Source organism: Nocardia sp. KT25-26 (assembly GCF_056627695.1).
The window spans coordinates 730,923-746,005 of the sequence record NZ_CM152813.1; the positions used below are offsets into that span (position 1 = coordinate 730,923).

The following is a 15,083-nucleotide window of genomic DNA, read 5'->3' on the forward strand; positions in this document are numbered from 1 at the left end:
GTGGGATGATTCCATGCTATGACCGAGCAGCGACCGGGCGAAAGTCGGCCCGACCACGAGGACGAGCCGCCGATCGTCGTCGACCAGACCGACAAACGCTCCATCGTCCCGTTCGCGGTGGCCGCCGTGATCGCCGTGCTGGTGCTGATCGCCATCGTGCTGGGCGGCCTGCTGTCGCCCGCTGAGAAAAATGTCACAGAAGCCGACCGGATCGCCGCGGCCGCGGCCAACTACCTGGACGCCCGGGCCAACAGTGACCGGCGCCCGCCGATCGGCGTGGCCTGCCCGGACTTCGACGAAGCGGCTTCCGGATTGTCCGACGAACTCGGCGGGCCGGATCCCGAAGCACCGGCCGAGCTTTCCCGCGTCACCGATCAGCGGATCAACGGCGACCGGGGACGGGCCACCGTCACCGTGCAGGTCGACGGCGCGGAATCCAGTAGTACCTGGGAGTTCCGGCGGATCGACGGCAGCTGGCTGGTGTGCACCATCTGACGGTTGTGACCGATCTCGAAGCGAGTTGACAGCGTGCCCGGTGCCGGGGCAATCTCGGTGCCGAGGTCATGAGTACCAGCGACAAGCCCCGGCTGGCTGGTCGGCAACCCTCCTCCGCGGTGGGGTGCTCCGGGTGACGACCTGGCCGTTTTCGACTCCGAATGCGGCAAGTGCGGATTCACAGGAGGTTCGAACATGAGTTACGCCGGCGACATCACCCCGGAGCAGGCGTGGAAGATCCTGTCCGAGAACCCCGATGCGGTGCTGGTGGATGTGCGCACCGATGCGGAGTGGCGGTTCGTCGGCGTACCGGACACCAGTGCGATCGAGCGGCCGACCCTGCTGCTGGAGTGGGTCGATGTGAACGGCTCCCGCAACCCCGAATTCGGTGACCGGCTCGCCGAAGCTCTGCGCGACCGGCCGGCCGAGGCGCCGGTGGTGTTCCTGTGTCGTTCCGGTCAGCGGTCCGCGCATGCGGCCGCCCTGGCCACTGGTGCCGGAATCGCCCCGTCCTACAACGTGCTCGACGGTTTCGAGGGCGGCTTGGATGCCCACGGACATCGCGGTGGCAGTGGCTGGCGGGCCGTCGGTCTGCCGTGGCGCCAGTCCTGATTCGAAAGGATTGCGGATTCATGATCACCGGTGGATCGTTCGACCGTCCGTTGCCCGCCGAGGTCGGCCCGGCGACGCTGGGTGTCCGCGGCGGACTCCGCCGTTCCGGCTTCGAGGAGACCTCCGAGGCGTTGTATCTGACCTCCGGCTTCGTCTACGAGAGCGCCGAGGCCGCCGAGGCCGCGTTCACCGGCGAGGTGGAGCATTTCGTGTACTCGCGCTACGGCAACCCGACCGTCGCGGTGTTCGAGGAGCGGATGCGCCTGATCGACGGCGCCGAAGCCGCCTTCGCCACGGCCAGCGGGATGTCCGCGGTGTTCACCGCGCTCGGCGCGCTGCTGCAGGCCGGGGACCGGCTGGTCGCCGCCCGCAGCCTGTTCGGTTCGTGCTTCGTGGTGTGCAACGAGATCCTGCCGCGCTGGGGCATCGAAACCGTCTTCGTCGACGGTGACGATCTCGAGCAGTGGGAGCAGGCGCTGTCGGTGCCCACCCAGGCGGTGTTCTTCGAAACCCCGGCCAATCCGATGCAGACGCTGGTCGATGTACGCAAGGTGGCCGAGCTCGCCCATGCCGCGGGCGCGAAGGTGGTGCTGGACAACGTCTTCGCCACGCCGCTGCTGCAGCGGGGCTTCGAACTGGGTGCCGACGTGGTCGTGTACTCGGGCACCAAGCACATCGACGGACAGGGCCGGGTGCTCGGCGGTGTCATCCTCGGCGACGAGGACTATATCCAGGGGCCGGTGAAGAACCTGATGCGGCACACCGGTCCGGCGCTGAGCCCGTTCAATGCCTGGACATTGCTGAAGGGCCTGGAGACCATGCCGCTGCGGGTCCGGCACTCCACCGAATCCGCGCTGGCCATCGCCCGTTTCCTGGACGAACACCCGGGTGTCGGCTGGGTGCGGTACCCGTTCCTGGAATCGCATCCGCAATACGATCTGGCGCGTTCCCAGATGTCCGGCGGCGGCACCGTCGTCACCTTCGAACTCTCCGGAGACGACGGTAAGAAGCGCGCCTTCGAGGTACTGAACCGGCTGCGCATCGTGGACATCTCGAACAACCTCGGTGACGCCAAGACCCTGATCACCCATCCGGCCACCACGACCCATCGGGCCATGGGGCCGGAGGGCCGCGCCACCATCGGCCTCACCGACGGTGTGGTGCGAATCTCGGTCGGCCTGGAGGACACCGAGGATCTGCTCGCCGATCTGGACAACGCCCTCGGATAGACCGGCAGGATCAGCCCAGCTTGCGCAGCCGCGGCGCGAGATCGCGCCGGAACAGGTCCAGGAACCGGAGCTGGTCGTGGCCCGGGGCGTGGAAGACCAGGTGGTTCAGGCCCGCGTCGAGGTACGGCTTGATCTGCTCCACCGCATCGTCGGGATCACTGGCCACGATCCAGCGCTTGGCGATCTGCTCGATCGGCAGCGCGTCGGCGGCGGCCTCCATCTCGATCGGGTCGGTGATGTCGTGCTTCTGCTGCGGGGTCAGCGACAGCGGCGCCCAGAAGCGGGTGTTCTCCAGCGCGAGCTCGGGGTCGGTGTCGTAGGAGATCTTGATCTCGATCATCTTGTCGATGTCGTCGCATGCCCGGTCCGCCTTGGCCGCGCCCTCGGCGACCGCGGGCATCAGCTTGTCGTTGTACAGCTCCATGCCCTTACCGGAGGTGCAGATGAAGCCGTCGCCGGCCCGCCCGGCGTAGCGGGCGACCACCGGGCCACCGGCGGCGATGTAGACCGGGATCCCACCCTCGGGCACGTCGTAGATGGAGGCGCCCACGGTGTGGTAGTACTCGCCGTCGAAATCGGTGCGTTCGCCGGTCCACAGGGCCCGCATCAGCCGCACCGCCTCGCGCAGCCGGGCGAAGCGCTCCTTGAAGTCCGGCCATTCCCCCCGGTAGCCGGTGGCGATCTCGTTGAGCGCCTCACCGGTGCCGACACCGAGCATCACCCGGCCCGGGTACAGGCAGCCGAAGGTGGCGAACGCCTGGGCGACGACCGCCGGGTTGTAGCGGAAGGTCGGGGTCATCACCGAGGTGCCCAGCATGATCCGTTCGGTGCGTTCGCCGACGGCCGCCAGCCAGCCCAGCGAGAACGGGGCATGCCCGCCCTGGTGCCGCCACGGCTGGAAATGATCGCTGACGGTGGCACTGTCGAGGCCGTGTTCCTCGGCGGCGACCGCCAGCTCCACGAGCTCCCGGGGCCCGAACTGTTCTGCCGACGCCTTGTATCCGAGCTTGAGCTCAACCATCTGCGCCACTCCTGTCGTGTGTCGTTCGTTGCGGGCCGACCGGATCCGAGCCGTGGTGTGGGCGTCGGGGCCGGCCGCAGCGGGTGGGTGCGCGACCGCTTCTGGAGACCCTAGTCCCGGCCGGTGCAGATGCGCGCCCGCGGCGCCGTGGCGGGCACGCCGGAGCGTGCGGGCGACACTGCGGCCCGGATAGCGGATGATTGGCTGGTGACCACCACGGATGACCGGATACTGTCCTACCTCACCGATATGGACGGGGTGCTGGTGCACGAGGATCAGCCGATCCCCGGCGCCGACGAGTTCCTCACCGAGCTGCGGGAGAACGAGATCCCGTTCCTGGTGCTGACCAACAACTCGATTCGCACGCCGCGGGATCTGCAGGCCCGGCTGCGGCACTCCGGCCTGGAGGTTCCGGAGGAATCGATCTGGACGTCGGCGCTGGCGACCGCCACCTTCCTGAACGAGCAGCGACCGGGCGGCACCGCCTATGTGGTCGGGGAATCCGGCCTGACCACCGCGCTGCACGAGATCGGTTACGTGCTCACCGACAGCGACCCCGACTACGTCGTGCTCGGGGAGACCCGCACCTACTCGTTCGAGGCCATCACCACCGCGATCCGCCTGATCGAACGCGGCGCCAGCTTCATCGCGACCAATCCCGACGCCACCGGCCCGTCCCGGGAGGGCGTGCTGCCCGCCACCGGTTCGGTCGCCGCCCTGATCACCCGCGCCACCGGCCGCGACCCCTACTACGTCGGCAAACCGAATCCGCTGATGATGCGGTCGGCACTGCGCCGGATCGGCGCGCATTCGCAGAGCACCGTGATGATCGGCGACCGGATGGACACCGACGTGATCGCCGGCCTGGAAGCGGGCATGCGCACCGTCCTGGTCACCTCCGGCATCTCCACCCGGGAATCGGTCGAGCAGTTCCCGTACCGGCCCACCCTGGTCGTGAACTCGGTCGCCGACCTGGTCGGCCGCACCACCCACCCGTTCACGAGCTGACCCGGCCGGACTGCGTCGGTCCGGGCGGCAGCCCGGTTCGGGTCCGTTGATCCGACCGGTGGCCGGTACCCGGATGTGAGCCTGCGGGCGCGGCCCAGCTCACGCCGCCCATGTCTCGGGTGCGAGTGGTTCGCCGCGGCTCGGGCGGCATCGTGCAGCTGAGCGGATGCCGGACCGCTCGTCGGCCTCCGGCGGAGGTGGTGAGCATGCAGCGGCCGGCCCGGCCGGTGCCGCTCGACGCCATCCCGGTCACCCCGGTTGTCTGCGCCGGTAGGTGCGGGCGGCGGTCGCGTGCGTGTTGCGCTGCTCCGGGGCTGCTCCGGGGGGTGATGCTGCCTCAGGTGGTGCCGGTGATCCGGTCGACTGCTTCGCTGAGGCGGGTGAGGGCGGCGACGGTGGGTGCGAAGTCTTCGCCCAGTTCTTCGGCGAGGCGGTGGGCGGTGGCTGCGTGGTCGGGGGTGATCCGGGCGATGGCGGCCCGACCGGCCTCGGTGGGGGTGACCAGTTTGGCGCGGCGGTGTGCCGGGTTGGGGAGGTATTCCGCGAGGCCCTTGTCCACCAGCAGGTCGGCGATCCGCTGAACACCCTGGCGGGTCATGCCCATAGCCCGGGCGATTCCGGCGACCGGCAGCGGCTCCGGCAGCACGGCGCCGAGCACCTGCCACCAGGAGACCGTCAGGCCGACCGGTTCGGACAGCTGCGCGCCGAGGGCGAGGAACTGCCCGTTGAGCCGGAAGGAGGTGATCGCGGCGGTGGCGAGCAGCTCCTGTTCGGGGTTCATTCGGCGTCGGCGCCGACCAGTTCGGCGAAGGCGCTGTTGTCGTGCTGTGCGAACAGCCGGTACCAGGCGTCCAGCACGGCCTCGTCGTACAGGCGGAGTTCGGCGAAGACCGCGCGGGCGAATTCCATCGGCGCAGTGGAGTGGGCGGTGATCACCCCGTCGGCGGAAACGGCCAGTTCGTCGACGTAGTGCTCGGCTCCCGCATAACCGCTGGGTGCCAGGAATTCCGCGGCGTTGCTGGTGTGCGGCCGGTCGTCGAGCAGGCCCGCGGTGGCCAGGCCGTAGGTTGCGCCACAGATGGCGGCCACCGGGACACCGGCGGTGACGAACTCGCGTGCCTTCGCCGCGAACGGCGCGAGTTCGCCGGTCTCCCAGGTGGCTGCGCCGGGCAGGATCAGCATGGCGCTGTCGGCCGGGGTCAGCTCGGCCAGCGCCAGGTCCGGGACGACGGTCATCCGGCCCATCGTGGTCACCGGTTCCCGGTCGATGCCGACCGTGCGGACTTGCCAGCCCGGCTCGCGATGCATTTCACCGTTGGCGATATGCGCGGTCGCGGCGCCCACCTCCCAGTCGGCGAGGGTGTCGAATACCGCTACGTGCACTGTTTTCGAAGGCATGACAATATGCTGTCGCAATGACAACATGTTGTCAATAGCGGGAGTCGGGCTCGGCGCCGAGGCTGCCCGCATGGCCGCGGTCCAGGTGACATCGCCGACGTAGCCGTGCAAACCGGGTCGGCTTCACTAAGCTCGCGATCATGGTCGAACAAGCGCCGTCCACCGTCTACATCGCCGCACCGGAAGGTGATACCGGCAAGTCCACGGTGGCGCTCGGGGTGTTGCAGATGCTGTGTGCGACCACCGCACGGGTCGGCGTGTTCCGTCCCATCACCCGCTCCAGTGACGAACCGGACTACATCTTGGAGCTGCTGCTCGAGCACAGCACCGCCGATATCGACTACGACCAGGCGGTCGGTGTCGGTTACGAGGACGTGCATGCCGATCCGGGCGCGGCGCTGGCCACCATCGTGGAACGCTTCCACGCGGTGGCCAAGGCCTGCGATGCGGTGGTGATCGTCGGCACCGACTACACCGATGTGGCCAGCCCGAGCGAGCTGCGGTTCAACGCGCGGATCGCGGTGAACCTGGGTGCCCCGGTGTTGCTGGTCATGCGCGGTGCCGAGCGGACCCCGGAGGAGGTCGAACACCTCGCCGAACTGTGCGCCACCGAACTGAGCGCCGAGCACGCGCAGCTGGTGGCCATGATCGCGAACCGGTGCGACCCCGCCGATCTGGATGCGGTGGCCGACCGGCTCGCCCGCTTCTCGGTACCGTCCTGGACGCTGCCGGAGGTGCCGTTGCTGATCGCACCCACGATGGGCGAGCTGTGCACCGCGATCGGTGGCCGGATGTACAGCGGCGACCCGGAACTGCTGCAGCGGGAGGCGCTGCGGATCATGGTGGGCGGGATGACCGCCGAGCACATTCTGGAACGGCTGTCCGACGGTGTCGTGGTGATCGCACCCGGTGACCGGTCCGACGTCCTGCTCAGCGTGGTGAATGCGCACGAGGCAGAAGGCTTTCCGTCCTTGTCGGGCATCATCATGAACGGCGGGATCGAGCCGGCCCCGGCGATCGCCCGGCTGATGGCCGGCCTGAAACCGAAACTGCCGATCCTGACCACCGGCCTGGGCACCTACGACACCGCCAGCGCGGTGCACCGCACCCGCGGCCGGATGTCGGTGGGCAGCCCGTTGAAGGTGAACACCGCGCTCGCGCTGATGGAGGAACGAGTCGACGCCGGTGAACTGCTGCGCCGCATCCACGTTCCACCGTCGCAGGTGGTGACGCCGCAGATGTTCGAGTACCGGCTGATCGAACGGGCCCGCGCCGACCGCAGATGCATCGTGCTGCCGGAGGGCAGCGACGATCGCATCCTGCGTGCGGCCGGGCGGGTGCTGCAGCGCAAGATCGCCGATCTGATCATTCTTGGCGAGGAGAGCACGGTACGCAGCCGGGCCGCCGAACTCGGGGTGGATATCGCCGCGGCGCAGGTGCTCGACCCCCGGACCTCCGGCTATCGCGAGGAATTCGCCGTCGAGTACGCCGAACTGCGCAAACACAAGGGCATGACGCTGGAGCGGGCCCGGGAGACCGTCGCCGACATCTCCTACTTCGGCACGATGATGGTGTACAAGGGCATCGCCGACGGCATGGTCTCCGGCGCCGCCCACACCACGGCGCACACCATCCGGCCCTCCTTCGAGATCATCAAGACCGTCCCGGGCGTTTCGACGGTTTCCAGCGTCTTCCTGATGTGCCTGGCCGACCGGGTGCTGGCCTACGGCGACTGCGCAGTGGTGCCGGACCCGACCGCCGAACAGCTCGCCGATATCGCCATCTCCTCGGCGGGCACCGCACAGCGGTTCGGAATCGATCCGCGGGTGGCGATGCTTTCCTACTCCACCGGAACCTCGGGCACCGGTGCGGATGTGGACAAGGTACGTACCGCAACCGAACTGGTGATCGAGCGCAGCCCGCAGCTGCCGGTCGAGGGGCCGATCCAGTACGACGCGGCCATCGAACCGACCGTCGCCAGCACCAAACTTCCGGATTCTGCGGTGGCGGGGCGGGCCACGGTGTTCGTCTTCCCGGATCTGAACACCGGCAACAACACCTACAAGGCCGTGCAGCGCAGCGCGGGCGCGGTAGCGATCGGTCCGGTGCTGCAGGGCCTGCGGAAACCGGTGAACGATCTGTCTCGGGGCGCGTTGGTCGCCGATATCGTGAACACGGTGGCGATCACCGCCATCCAGGCGCAGGGGAAGCAGGCGTGAACGAGCGTGCGAACGACCCGGTGACGCTGCCCGGCGACGAACCGGTTCTGGTGATCAACTCCGGGTCCTCGTCCATCAAATATCAGCTCCTGCAACCGGAATCCGGCACCGTCCGCGCCTCCGGGCTGGTGGAGCGAATCGGCGAGCCGGAAGGCCGGGTGGTCCACGAGGCCGACGGCCGCACGCTGGAACAGACCGGTACGATCCCCGACCATCAGGACGGGATGCGCCGGATGTTCGAGATGCTCGCCGAAACCGGCCTGGACCCGGCCACCGCGGGCGTGACCGCGGTCGGGCACCGGGTGGTGCACGGCGGTGACGTGTTCTACCGGCCGACCCTGATCGACGACGAAGTGCTCGACACCATCCGGGGACTGTCCGAACTGGCGCCGCTGCACAATCCGGCCAATGTGATCGGTATCGAATCGGCGCGCCGGCTGCTGCCCGAGGTACCGCAGGTGGCGGTATTCGACACCGCCTTCTTCCACGGTCTGCCGGCGGCAGCCCGGACCTACGCCATCGATGCGAAACTGGCTGCCGAGTACGGAATTCGCAAGTACGGGTTCCACGGAACCTCGCACGAGTACGTCAGTGGGCAGGCCGCCCGGCTGCTCGGCAGGCCCCTCGGCGAGCTGAACCAGATCGTGTTCCATCTCGGCAACGGTGCCTCGGCATCGGCGATCCGCGGCGGTGAACCGATCGACACCACCATGGGGCTGACCCCGCTGGAGGGACTGGTGATGGGCACCCGGCCGGGGGATCTCGATCCGGGCGTGATCACCCATCTGATGCATACCGCAGGGCTCGACCTGCCGGGATTGGAACAGCTGCTCAACCGCCGGTCCGGCCTGAAAGGGCTGTCCGGGGTGAACGATTTCCGGGAGTTGCAGCGGCTCATCGACGCCGGCGACGAGGCCGCCCGGCTGGCCTACGACGTCTATATCCACCGGATCCGCCGGTACCTCGGCGCGTACCTGGTGGAGCTGGGCCGGCTCGATGCCATCGTGTTCACTGCCGGAGTGGGTGAGAACGGTGCGCAGGTCCGAGCCGATTCCCTCGCCGATCTGGCGGGCTTGGGAATCGAGGTCGATCCCGAGCGCAACTCCGCGAAGGCGTCCGGACCCCGGATCGTTTCGCCCTCGGAAGCGCCGGTTTCGGTGCTGGTGGTGCCCACCAACGAGGAGCTGGCCATCGCGCGGGCCGCGCACGAGCTGGTCGCGGGCTAGAACCAGGTGGTGGCCCGCATTGCGTTGGCCAGATCCACCAGGGCGTAGCGGTGCTTGCGCCCCGGGGCATTGCGGGCCAGCGTGCGCAGCCCGGCTTCGGTACCGGATCGCAACTCGTCCTCCCGGAACGGCGCGCCGAACAGGGTCGCGGTGCGCAGCTTGGGGGTGTTCCCGGCCTGCAGCCAGGCCAGCGCCGTGCCGAGGACCAGGGTGCGCAGCAGGGTCTTACGGCGCTCGGTGGCGGGCAGCGCCTGCACTCGGGCGGCCGCGAGCCGCAGGGTCGGTTCCGCCAGGTCGGGCACCGGGCTTGCGGTGAGCAGCAACAGGATCGCGGTGGTGCGTGCGGTGGTGTACTGGCGCGACGTCGCGGGGACCTCGTCCAGGGCCTGGACCGCCTCGGTGATGCGGCCCGCCGCGCGCAGCTGACGCGCGAGACCGAATGCCGCGCTCACCACGGAACGGTCGGTGCGCCAGACCGTCTCGTACAGGTTCTCGGCATAGGCCCGCCACTGTTCCGGATCCGGCGAATCCCAATGTTGCAGTACGAGTTCCGCAGTGGCCGCGAGGGCCAGCTTCGGGGCGATCTCGCCGGGCAGGACCCGCAGCACCTCGTCGAAGCGGGCGAAGGCCGCCTCGTAGTCCAGTTCCAGTAGCAGCGCCTCGCCGAGCAGCCAGTCTGTACGCCAGTCATGTTGTGCCGGAGTTCGTTCCAGCAGATGGATCACGGTGGCCGACTGTCCCAGTTCCAGCCGGGCGCGGGCCTCGGCCAGCAGTAATTCCAGCTCCAGCGTTTCCGGCATGTTCTCCGGGTCGGCGGCGGCGCGCTCGCGGACGTCTTCCAGGGCGTCGAGCACGCGCTCCGGCTCCGGATGCACCGTCGCCGCCAGCAACGGGGCGGCCGGGTCGGCGGGATCCAGCAGCGGGAACGGTAGCGCGGCGACCACATCGGGTGCGGCGAGCAGTGCGGAGCGTTCCCTGCCGTCCAGATAGGCATCGGCCTGGGCGATCAGCTCGTCGGTCCCGAAACTGGTTCTGGGCGGCGTGAAAACGGTCGACAGCTGGGGGTGCTCGGTATCGGTGTCCAGCGCCAGGATCTCCCGCAGTACCCCGGCCAGCTGGGCCGACATCGCGCGGGCGGACGGGAACCGCCGCGCCGGGTCCGGGTCGGTGGCGGTGGCCAGCAGCCGGTGCAGGAATCCGTAGCGGGCCAGCAGCGGCTCATCGGCCGGATCGGGCAGGCCGTCGAGATAGCGGCCCCGGTCGCTGGGCAGATGTAACGCCAGCACGGCGAGGGTGCGGCCGGCGGTATAGATGTCGGAGGCCACCGTCGGGCCGGTGCGGGCGAGTTCGGGAGCTTGGAAGCCCTTGGTGCCGTACAGGTTCCCGTAGGCCTCGATGGTGGCGACGGCGCCGAGGTCGATCAGTTTGACCTGGTCGGTGGTGACCATGATGTTGTCGGGCTTCAGATCGTTGTAGGTCAGCCCGATCGAGTGCAGGTAGTCCAGTGCGGGCAGCGTCTCCAGCAGATAGGCGATGGCCTCGGTGACCGGCATCTTGTCCGGGTACCGGTCCAGGATGTGCCGCAGCGAATGGCCGCCGACGTACTCCATCACGATGTAGCCGACCGCGGCGCCGGTCGCATCGGTGTGCTCGACGAAGTTGTGGATCTTGACGATGCTGGGGTGCGCCACCTCGGCCAGGAACTGGCGTTCGGCGACCGCGACGGCCTGCGCCTCGGCATCCCCGGCGTGCAGCAGGCCCTTCAGCACCACCCACCGGTCACTGACATTGCGGTCGATCGCCAGATAGATCCAGCCCAGCCCGCCGTGCGCCAGGCAGCCCTGGATCTCGTACTGGCCCGCGACCATATCCCCCGGATGCAGCGACGGGCGGAAGTCGAACGGTGCCGCGCAGTTCGCGCAGACTCCGGTGGTGGAAGCCGCCGCTGCGGCCGTGGTCCGGCCGACCGGTTTCGCGCAACGCCAGCAGTACCGGCGGCCCTCGGCGACCACCGGGTCGGTGAGCACCGCCTCCCGCGGATCGGCCGGTGGGACCGTCGGAATCGGCACCAGCCCGGCACCGAGCCGCCGGCTCGGCCGCGACCGTGCGGTCCGCACACTGCGTCCCGTCGTTCGCGCCGACTCCGAGGAGTGTTCGACGTCCTCGGATGCGGCATCCGAACCGAAGTCGGCCGCCTGGGTACCAGGTGCGGCGGCTTGGGTGCCGGGTCCTGCGGCCTGAGTGCCGGGTGCGGCCGCCTGGGTTCCCGGTGTTGCGGCCTGGATGCCCGGTGCTGCCGCTTGGGTGCCCGGTGCCATGGCCTGGGTGCCCGGTGCTGCCGCTTCGGTGCTCGGTCCCGCTGCTCGGGTATCCGGTGCTGCGGCCCGGCCGCCTGTTCCGACCGCTTGTGTGCCCGGGCCGACCGCCTCGGTGCGCCCGGCCATGAGATCGCCGGTGCCACGACTCCGGCCGGGGGTGAGTTCGGTACCCGGGGGACGGACATCGTCGGATGCGCTCCCACTCGCCCCCGCGGCATCATCGGGTCCGCGGGTGTCGTTCCATTCGGTGCCGGTTGCTGGGTGTGCAGAGGGTGCCGGTGGCTCGGCGGCGGGTGGGGGAGTGTCGCGGCCGGTGGTGAGTTCGGTTCCTGCGGGTTGGATGTCGTCGGGTGTGCCGCCGCTCGCCGCCGCATCCTGGGGTCTGCGGGTGTCGTTCCATTCGGTGCCGGTTGTGCCGGCTGCTGGGTGTGCAGAGGGTGCCGGTGGCTCGGCGGTGGGTGGGGGAGTGTGCCGGCCGGTGGTGAGTTCGGTTCCTGCCGGTCGGACGTCGTCGGGTGCGCCCCCGGCCGGATCCGCCTCGGTGCGCCCGGATTCGGTGGTGTGCTCGGGGGTGCCGGCTCCGGTATCGCTCCTCGCGGCGCCGAACGCATGCGTTTCGGGGGCAGCCGACCGGGTGCGATTCGCGGCGGGCGGGGGGTCGGCATCGTCCGGCGAGTCGGCGGTGGCGGCGGATCGGGGGCCCGGATCGTCGGTGGGCCCGGACGGGCGGTGGCCGGCGTATTCGGTGCCTGCTTCCGTCGATTCGGCTTCCGTGGGGTATGCGTGCGGTGCCGGAGGTTCGAGGGTCCCTGCGCCGGAGGGCGCCTCGTCGGTGCCGGGTGGCGTGGTTGCGATACTGCGGCGGGGCAGGCCGATATCCGGGTGGGCGGGGTTCGGCGGCGTCTCGCCGGGATGGTCGGAATCCGGGCGGGGGAGTCGCCGGGTCGCCGGGTCCCCGGCGTCGTCCGGCTGCTCGCCGGGCGGGGGTTCCGGGAGGGTCCAGCCGCCGGGGAGGATGGTCGGCCGGTCGCGGTCGCGCTCTGCGGTCATGCCGATCAGTCCTGGTAGGTGGGGGTCGGGGGACTCGGGGTCGGGCCGAGGACGGACAGCCAATTGCGGTGGATTCGGGTCCAGGTGCCGTCGGTGCGGATGCGTTCGAGGGTGGCGTTGACGAAGCGGACCAGGTCGTCGTCGCCCTTGGGAATGCCGATGCCGTACGGTTCGTCGCTGAATCCGGGACCGACCACCTCGGTGTAGGGGTCCTGGGCGGCCAGCCCCGCCAGGATCGCGTCATCGGTGCTCACTGCATCCACCTGGCGCTGCTGCAGCACCACCAGGCAATCCGCCCAGGTGGGCACGGTCAGGATCGACGCGGCCGGCTGATCGATGCGGAGGTGGTCGAGCGAGGTCGTGCCGCGCACCACGCACACCGTTCTTCCCGCCAGATCGGCGAGGCCGTCGATGCCGGAACCCTTCATCGCCAGCACCCGCTGTTCGGCATGCAGGTACACGGTGGAGAAGTCGACCCGTTGGCGGCGCTCGCAGGTGATCGTCATGGTTTTGGCGACCAGGTCGACCGTGTGGTCCTGCAGGGCGCGTTCTCGTTCGGCCGAGGTGAGGCTGCGGAATTCCACCAGGTCCGGATCGCCCAGCAGATCGCGGGCCACCTCGCGGGCGATATCGGCATCGAAACCGTCGATCCGCCCGGTGATCGGGTCGCGGAAGCTGAACAGGTTGCTGCCGGTGTCCAGGCCGACCACCAGCCGGCCGCGCTCCCGGATCGCATCCAGTGTCGGGCCGTCCGCCCGGCTGGGGCGCAGGCTCGCCGTCGGATCGCCGCAGTCCTCGGCGGCCTTCGGCGGCAGCGGCGCGTTCGGATCGATCGGGATCGCCTCGGCGGGCAGCGGCGGCTCGGTGTTCACGGCGGGCGCGTCGGGCACCGGGTCGGCGGGGTCGGCCGAACAACCGCTCAGGACCACGGCCAGCGCGGTGGCCGTGGTGATCGCGAGGCGGCCCGCCCGCCCGGCCTTCACCGATACTCCCGCAGCCGGGGCCAGACGCCGAGGCCGACCAGTACGGCGGCGGCGATCCCCAGTACCAGCGCGCCCGGGGAGAGCAGGCCGAGAACGTGGCTCGCCTGTTCCACTCGGGACCGCAGCCCGGTCCGGGTGGCGTCGCCGGCATCACGGAGCGCCTGATCGAGGGCGTCGACCTGGGCCGCGACATCGTTGGGCCCGGAGCCGATCGCGACGGTGCTCGCGCCGGTGAAGTCGCCGTGTTCCAGGGCCTCGTTCATCCGGCGGTGCGCGGCCTGCCAGCGGTCGAGCAGGGCGCGGGCATCGCGCACCCGGTCGTCGGCCGGGGCGTCGCCGGGGTAGCCGTCGAGCAGCCCGGCCAGTTCGGCGACATCTTCGTCGAAGATGCGGTCGTAGTCGCCGGAGGCGTCCCGCCGCACCAGCTTCAGCACCTCCGCCGAACGGGCCTGCTGGGTCAGGATCCGGCTCTGGGCGAGTTGCGCCGCCGGCCGGGCGCCGTCGTCCCGGAACCGGATCATCGACGCCGCCGAGATCGAACCGGCCACCACCGTCCACAGCAGGGTCAGTACGACCGCTCCGGTCGCCAGCAGCAGGCCGATATTGAAGACCCGGCGGGAGCGCCGCGCGAGCTCGATCTGGGCGGCGATGAGCGCACCGGTCGCGAGCAGCAACACGATGATCGCCGGCCACGGTGGCTGCACATGATTGTCCTGCGTCGCGGACATGGCGGCGTATCGATGCTGTTGCAGCTCCTCGGCCATCGGCAGCAGGGTGCCCTGCATGTGTTCGGAGGCTTCGCTCAGGTATGCGGCGCCGACCGGGTATCCGTTGCGGTTGTTCGCCCGGGCGGTTTCGATCAGCCCGGAGTACACCGGCAGACCGGTGGCGATGCCGGTGCGCAGCCGCTGGTCGGCGTGCGCACCGGAATGCCCGCCGCTGTCGGTCGTGGATTGGGTCACCAGTTCCGCCGCGGCCGAGCCCAGAGCCTGGGTGTAGCGCTCGCGCAGGGCGGCGGGCTCGACACCGCCGGCCAGGAAGGCGCTGCCGGCCGCCGCGTCGGCAATGGACAGTGAGGTGTAGAGCCGGCTGGCCGAATGCGCATCCGGTTCGGTCCGGGTGAGCAGTTCGGCGAGGGCGGCCTGCCGGTCGTCGACGGTGGCCGAGGTCAGCGCGCCCGCGGTGAGGCACAGCAGCGCCAGCAGTACCCCGGACAACAGCAGCAGCCCCGGTGATGAGGTGGCGAAGGTCCGCAGCCGGGCCGGGTCGAATCGGTTGCGAAGCGCCCGCACATCCGGGGCGTGCGGCAGCCGCTCGGCGATCTTCGACTCCGGACGCATCCGGTGCTGGCCGCGGTGCGAACCGGCGGGCCGGCCGGGCGTGTCGCCCTCCGGCTGCGGGGCCGGCGAGCGAGAGGCCGAACGCATGGTCGCGACCGCTTCGGCGGGGTCCGTGCCGGACGTGACCCCGGTATCCGTATCGGCCATGTGTTGTTCACCTCCCCGTCGAGGCAGCACACCCCGG

General features: G+C 69.9%; 12 protein-coding genes and 1 riboswitch. Of the genes, 6 read left to right on the forward strand and 6 right to left on the reverse strand.

Translation table 11 applies throughout. The features are described from left to right. Nucleotides 1-18 precede the first annotated feature (18 nt). The 3 genes from AC1HFH_RS03340 (at nucleotide 19) to AC1HFH_RS03350 (ending at nucleotide 2,336) form a co-directional block, all read left to right on the forward strand. A complete protein-coding gene (locus AC1HFH_RS03340) occupies nucleotides 19-495 on the forward strand; it encodes an Rv0361 family membrane protein (RefSeq protein WP_480245964.1) in 477 nt (158 codons plus the stop codon). Nucleotides 496-559: 64 nt separating this feature from the next. Continuing rightward, nucleotides 560-674, forward strand: a riboswitch (SAM riboswitch). Nucleotides 675-690: 16 nt separating this feature from the next. Further along, entirely contained in the window at nucleotides 691-1,107 is a 417-nt protein-coding gene (locus AC1HFH_RS03345; protein WP_480245965.1) for a rhodanese-like domain-containing protein, read from the forward strand. 20 nt (nucleotides 1,108-1,127) lie between these two features. Then, nucleotides 1,128-2,336: an O-succinylhomoserine sulfhydrylase gene (locus tag AC1HFH_RS03350; protein ID WP_480245966.1), complete on the forward strand. Its 1,209-nt coding sequence runs from the start codon at nucleotides 1,128-1,130 to the stop codon at nucleotides 2,334-2,336. Nucleotides 2,337-2,346: 10 nt separating this feature from the next. On the opposite strand, the gene fgd is transcribed toward AC1HFH_RS03350, so the two are convergent. Continuing rightward, entirely contained in the window at nucleotides 2,347-3,357 is a 1,011-nt protein-coding gene (gene fgd / locus AC1HFH_RS03355; RefSeq protein ID WP_480245967.1) for a glucose-6-phosphate dehydrogenase (coenzyme-F420), read from the reverse strand. Between the two features lie 249 nt (nucleotides 3,358-3,606). Between fgd and AC1HFH_RS03360 the strand changes: the two genes are divergently transcribed. Then, nucleotides 3,607-4,365: an HAD-IIA family hydrolase gene (locus tag AC1HFH_RS03360; RefSeq protein ID WP_480247680.1), complete on the forward strand. Its 759-nt coding sequence runs from the start codon at nucleotides 3,607-3,609 to the stop codon at nucleotides 4,363-4,365. 337 nt (nucleotides 4,366-4,702) lie between these two features. Here the strand turns inward: AC1HFH_RS03360 and AC1HFH_RS03365 are convergent, their stop codons facing one another. Further along, on the reverse strand, nucleotides 4,703-5,146 hold the full coding sequence (locus tag AC1HFH_RS03365; RefSeq protein ID WP_480245968.1) for a MarR family winged helix-turn-helix transcriptional regulator: 444 nt from the start codon (nucleotides 5,144-5,146) through the stop codon (nucleotides 4,703-4,705). Beyond that, nucleotides 5,143-5,763, reverse strand: a complete 621-nt coding sequence (locus tag AC1HFH_RS03370; RefSeq protein ID WP_480245969.1) for a type 1 glutamine amidotransferase family protein — start codon at nucleotides 5,761-5,763, stop codon at nucleotides 5,143-5,145. Before AC1HFH_RS03370 ends, AC1HFH_RS03365 begins: the two co-directional genes overlap by 4 nt. Before the next feature lie 140 nt (nucleotides 5,764-5,903). Between AC1HFH_RS03370 and pta the strand changes: the two genes are divergently transcribed. Then, nucleotides 5,904-7,982, forward strand: a complete 2,079-nt coding sequence (gene pta, locus AC1HFH_RS03375) for a phosphate acetyltransferase (protein WP_480245970.1) — start codon at nucleotides 5,904-5,906, stop codon at nucleotides 7,980-7,982. After that, nucleotides 7,979-9,208 carry an acetate kinase gene (locus AC1HFH_RS03380; RefSeq protein WP_480245971.1) on the forward strand — a complete coding sequence of 410 codons (1,230 nt, stop codon included), beginning with the start codon at nucleotides 7,979-7,981 and terminating at the stop codon, nucleotides 9,206-9,208. Before pta ends, AC1HFH_RS03380 begins: the two co-directional genes overlap by 4 nt. Here AC1HFH_RS03380 and AC1HFH_RS03385 read toward each other — a convergent pair. From AC1HFH_RS03385 to AC1HFH_RS03395, 3 genes are all read right to left on the reverse strand, one after another. Further along, nucleotides 9,205-11,526, reverse strand: a complete 2,322-nt coding sequence (locus tag AC1HFH_RS03385) for a serine/threonine-protein kinase (RefSeq protein WP_480247681.1) — start codon at nucleotides 11,524-11,526, stop codon at nucleotides 9,205-9,207. The genes AC1HFH_RS03380 and AC1HFH_RS03385 overlap by 4 nt on opposite strands. A 1,055-nt stretch (nucleotides 11,527-12,581) precedes the next feature. After that, a complete protein-coding gene (locus tag AC1HFH_RS03390; RefSeq protein WP_480245972.1) occupies nucleotides 12,582-13,559 on the reverse strand; it encodes a glutamate ABC transporter substrate-binding protein in 978 nt (325 codons plus the stop codon). Further along, complete coding sequence (locus AC1HFH_RS03395) at nucleotides 13,556-15,046, reverse strand: hypothetical protein (protein WP_480245973.1); 1,491 nt, start codon at nucleotides 15,044-15,046, stop codon at nucleotides 13,556-13,558. Before AC1HFH_RS03395 ends, AC1HFH_RS03390 begins: the two co-directional genes overlap by 4 nt. Nucleotides 15,047-15,083: the final 37 nt, after the last annotated feature.